General features: G+C 42.3%; 1 protein-coding gene and 1 CRISPR repeat array. The gene reads left to right on the top strand.

Annotation, left to right across the window (positions count from 1 at the left end):
* Window positions 1-25 precede the first annotated feature (25 nt).
* A CRISPR array of direct repeats spans window positions 26-4,153; the repeat unit is 37 nt; unit sequence GTTGCAACCCAATATCCATTACAACAAGGATTGAAAC.
* A 90-nt stretch (window positions 4,154-4,243) separates the two neighbouring features.
* Window positions 4,244-4,723, top strand: coding sequence for a hypothetical protein (locus HUK38_RS14350; RefSeq protein WP_182585013.1), 480 nt, complete (start codon window positions 4,244-4,246; stop codon window positions 4,721-4,723).
* Window positions 4,724-4,871: the final 148 nt, after the last annotated feature.

Raw genomic sequence — 4,871 nt, 5'->3', positions numbered from 1 at the left:
AGGCCCGTGGCTTTGTATGTGACAGGTTGCAACCCAATATCCATTACAACAAGGATTGAAACGCCATCAGCGCGACTGCGCCTAGGTTGCCCATGTCTTGTTGCAACCCAATATCCATTACAACAAGGATTGAAACCTTGGCACATCCCATCTGTCAGCCAATAAATTAGAGTTGCAACCCAATATCCATTACAACAAGGATTGAAACCGGTACGAGGCACTAACAGCTGACGCCGATGTCTATAGTTGCAACCCAATATCCATTACAACAAGGATTGAAACCAGCCATCAGCTTCATAATATAGAAGCAAGTGTTGTTGCAACCCAATATCCATTACAACAAGGATTGAAACCTTGCACGGCGCGGCGTGACCACGGATTATTTCTGGTTGCAACCCAATATCCATTACAACAAGGATTGAAACCCGCGTCATAGCTCGCCATCGGGCGGCCGTGTTGAGTTGCAACCCAATATCCATTACAACAAGGATTGAAACTGGGATCACTCAAGGTGCGTTGTTTCGTGGTATCAGCGTTGCAACCCAATATCCATTACAACAAGGATTGAAACTTGGTCAGACTTTTAGTCCGGCACGACGTTTAGCAATTGTTGCAACCCAATATCCATTACAACAAGGATTGAAACCTGCACACCACGTCCATTGGTGGGTGACGCGACCGAGTTGCAACCCAATATCCATTACAACAAGGATTGAAACTAGACAGCGCTATCTATGGGAGAGATGTAATACCGGTTGCAACCCAATATCCATTACAACAAGGATTGAAACTGTTCAACAAACTCAACGTTGTTTTCAATACGAACAGTTGCAACCCAATATCCATTACAACAAGGATTGAAACTCAATGTATAGCAGTCAGGTTGTAACGCCATTGCGTTGCAACCCAATATCCATTACAACAAGGATTGAAACGTCGTAATGAGTTCCAATACAGCGCCTTCATCCGCCCGTTGCAACCCAATATCCATTACAACAAGGATTGAAACTTTGGTTGTCCTATCCTTCCCAACGTGAGCGTCGTGTTGCAACCCAATATCCATTACAACAAGGATTGAAACTCACCTGTATTGCGCTTTACATTGCTTGACGTTGTAGTTGCAACCCAATATCCATTACAACAAGGATTGAAACGCCGTTATAAAAGCGTCAAACAGCGGGTTTTGAATGGTTGCAACCCAATATCCATTACAACAAGGATTGAAACATGATAATCCGTCTCTGTGGCGTCCACGCTTTACTGGTTGCAACCCAATATCCATTACAACAAGGATTGAAACTCCGCTAGTGCGGTTGTTTTATTATCGTTCCGTATGTTGCAACCCAATATCCATTACAACAAGGATTGAAACGTAAAATCCGCATCCGCTAGTGCGGATGTTTTATTAGTTGCAACCCAATATCCATTACAACAAGGATTGAAACAACCGCGTAACGGCAAGTCATTTAGCGTTCAAGAATGTTGCAACCCAATATCCATTACAACAAGGATTGAAACACGTACCATTCGAGCCGGTGTAAAAGCATTCAACACCGTTGCAACCCAATATCCATTACAACAAGGATTGAAACTCAGATAGCTTGAATTAAAGATTGTATTAATGCCTGCGTTGCAACCCAATATCCATTACAACAAGGATTGAAACCAGTACCATCTTGGACGAATCCCTGATGTTCCGAATTGTTGCAACCCAATATCCATTACAACAAGGATTGAAACATGGCAGTCGGGAGTGCAGGAATACAATACCCGTTGTTGCAACCCAATATCCATTACAACAAGGATTGAAACATCGCTTCGTGATGAGATCGACAAGCTCGGCATGGGTTGCAACCCAATATCCATTACAACAAGGATTGAAACATCATTAGCCAATAAAAAAGCCCGTGCTACTAACACGTTGCAACCCAATATCCATTACAACAAGGATTGAAACAAAACCGTAGCCGAGTCAGCGTGGGCAATTGAAAACGTTGCAACCCAATATCCATTACAACAAGGATTGAAACAAACATAAGGCGCGATCAATGAGTGGCTACCCGGACAGTTGCAACCCAATATCCATTACAACAAGGATTGAAACGCCTTGATCGTTGCCTCCGAATACGCCGCTGTAAATAAGTTGCAACCCAATATCCATTACAACAAGGATTGAAACCATCAGGCAGCGACTTCCTAGGGCGCTACCTATAACGGTTGCAACCCAATATCCATTACAACAAGGATTGAAACCTGGTGCCGTGGCGACTGGCGTGGCGACTGGCGCGGGTTGCAACCCAATATCCATTACAACAAGGATTGAAACAGTTTAATGTCGCAGAGTCCGGTTGGAAGCCAACTGGGTTGCAACCCAATATCCATTACAACAAGGATTGAAACATTGCGTATTTAATAATAAAACGCGAGACAGCCAATCGTTGCAACCCAATATCCATTACAACAAGGATTGAAACGCAATAGCGCTAATAAATGCCGAAGACGGCATTCTGGTTGCAACCCAATATCCATTACAACAAGGATTGAAACTAAAAATCTCCGTGCCGTTGCCGGCGTTAAAAAGAAGTTGCAACCCAATATCCATTACAACAAGGATTGAAACTGGCGGGCGTGGCGACTGGCGCCGTGGCGGGCGTGGTTGCAACCCAATATCCATTACAACAAGGATTGAAACTCATGTCTATATTGTTCTAAATACCAGTATTACAAGTGTTGCAACCCAATATCCATTACAACAAGGATTGAAACCCGAAACGACGAAACCCGAGACCGACCGCTCGGACGTTGCAACCCAATATCCATTACAACAAGGATTGAAACGAAGAGTAAGAGTAAGATAGCAGTGCCGGCCCACTTGTTGCAACCCAATATCCATTACAACAAGGATTGAAACACAAACCAATAATTAACGTGATGATCGCTAATTTCATCGTTGCAACCCAATATCCATTACAACAAGGATTGAAACGCAATCGCCGTGTTTTGAGGGCGCAGTTTGCTAATGTTGCAACCCAATATCCATTACAACAAGGATTGAAACGGCTTGAGCGCTATTTGCGCGAAAGCTCTCTCTCTCTGTTGCAACCCAATATCCATTACAACAAGGATTGAAACCTCCCATCCAATGCGGCGGCGCGCATTCAAAATTGGTTGCAACCCAATATCCATTACAACAAGGATTGAAACGCATTGCCCTAACAACGTGACACAGTAGATCAGGGTTGCAACCCAATATCCATTACAACAAGGATTGAAACTTAAATCAACACGACGTGCCAACCGTAGTAATTGACGTTGCAACCCAATATCCATTACAACAAGGATTGAAACCGGACAGAATTGGGCAACCGCGCAATAATCAACGCAGTTGCAACCCAATATCCATTACAACAAGGATTGAAACGATTGCAAATGGCAATAGATCACCCGGACTATTTGCGTTGCAACCCAATATCCATTACAACAAGGATTGAAACTAGAGTAGTCGACTTAATTGATCCATACTGTAAAACTGTTGCAACCCAATATCCATTACAACAAGGATTGAAACAGAAATTCAGCGGCACTTGCGGCGTGATGATGTCAAGTTGCAACCCAATATCCATTACAACAAGGATTGAAACTGCCGTTTGGCCAGCCGCGGCCGCGATGTCAGCATGTTGCAACCCAATATCCATTACAACAAGGATTGAAACAAGAATTCGCCTTCTGATAACGACGCACCAATCAGGTTGCAACCCAATATCCATTACAACAAGGATTGAAACAAGATTGGATCAACGCCTGGAGCATGTCGAGAGCATGTTGCAACCCAATATCCATTACAACAAGGATTGAAACTGTACGTTAGTGCAACGATGGAAAACGGAGTTATAAGGTTGCAACCCAATATCCATTACAACAAGGATTGAAACTCCACCTTCTGTAGGTATCACGATTTCCGTGATACCCGTTGCAACCCAATATCCATTACAACAAGGATTGAAACGCCTAAGAACGATTCAATCGTATTTAGCAGCGCAAGGTTGCAACCCAATATCCATTACAACAAGGATTGAAACAAGCCTATGGACTGTCGGCCACATTTGCGCGGTTGGCGTTGCAACCCAATATCCATTACAACAAGGATTGAAACTGATGAATGACATTCTCAGAGCCAGAGTAGCTGTATGGATTTTAAATCACATACCACGTCAAATAAAATTTGAGTTTTGGTTTTTAATTTATGAAAAAAACTTTTTTATCCAGAAGAAATTTTATTAAATATACTGGATTATCAATTTTTATATTTGCAATCTTCAATCAAATACCATATGTTAAATCCGAAGATTTAGCAATCGTAACAACCAAAGAAGAACTAGAAAAAGCTGTTAATGAAAGACATAAAAGAATAATTGTAAAAGGTGAGTTAGCCAACGACGTTAAAACGTCATATAAAATTAAAAGCGCATCTAAAGCTGCTATAGCAGCACTAATCACTGCTTTAACAGCGGTGGCGGCTGCCGCTTTCTTTACTGGTGGGTTATCACTTGCTGCCCTAGTGCCTATTGCAGCTGCAACAGGTATAGAAATAGCTGTAATAACAGCAATCGTTGCTATAGGTCTAACTCTTGTTTTAGCGATTACAAATAATTATGAAACAATTAAATTCAAAGCTGGAAAAAGCGATGCTTACATTGAGCTTTCACTTGTAGGCAAGGAATGATGCGCAAAACATCGCCACTGCTGCGATTGTGTCTGGACGATTGGAACTGACAGTGAAGTTTTCAGAGTTGCCGCAAACCAATGCCCTGAACGTTTTAATAAACGTGTTTATAATTTTACGGGACTTGACAAATAAAATTGATTAACCC

It is taken from the genome of Thiospirillum jenense, assembly GCF_014145225.1.
GTDB lineage: Bacteria > Pseudomonadota > Gammaproteobacteria > Chromatiales > Chromatiaceae > Thiospirillum > Thiospirillum jenense.
This window is presented reverse-complemented; position numbering and strand designations above follow the sequence as displayed.

What these genes read in the sequence shown, in the direction of transcription:
- HUK38_RS14350 (WP_182585013.1), top strand. Translation starts at nt 4,244, where the DNA reads ATGAAAAAAACTTTTTTATCCAGAAGAAATTTTATTAAATATACTGGA.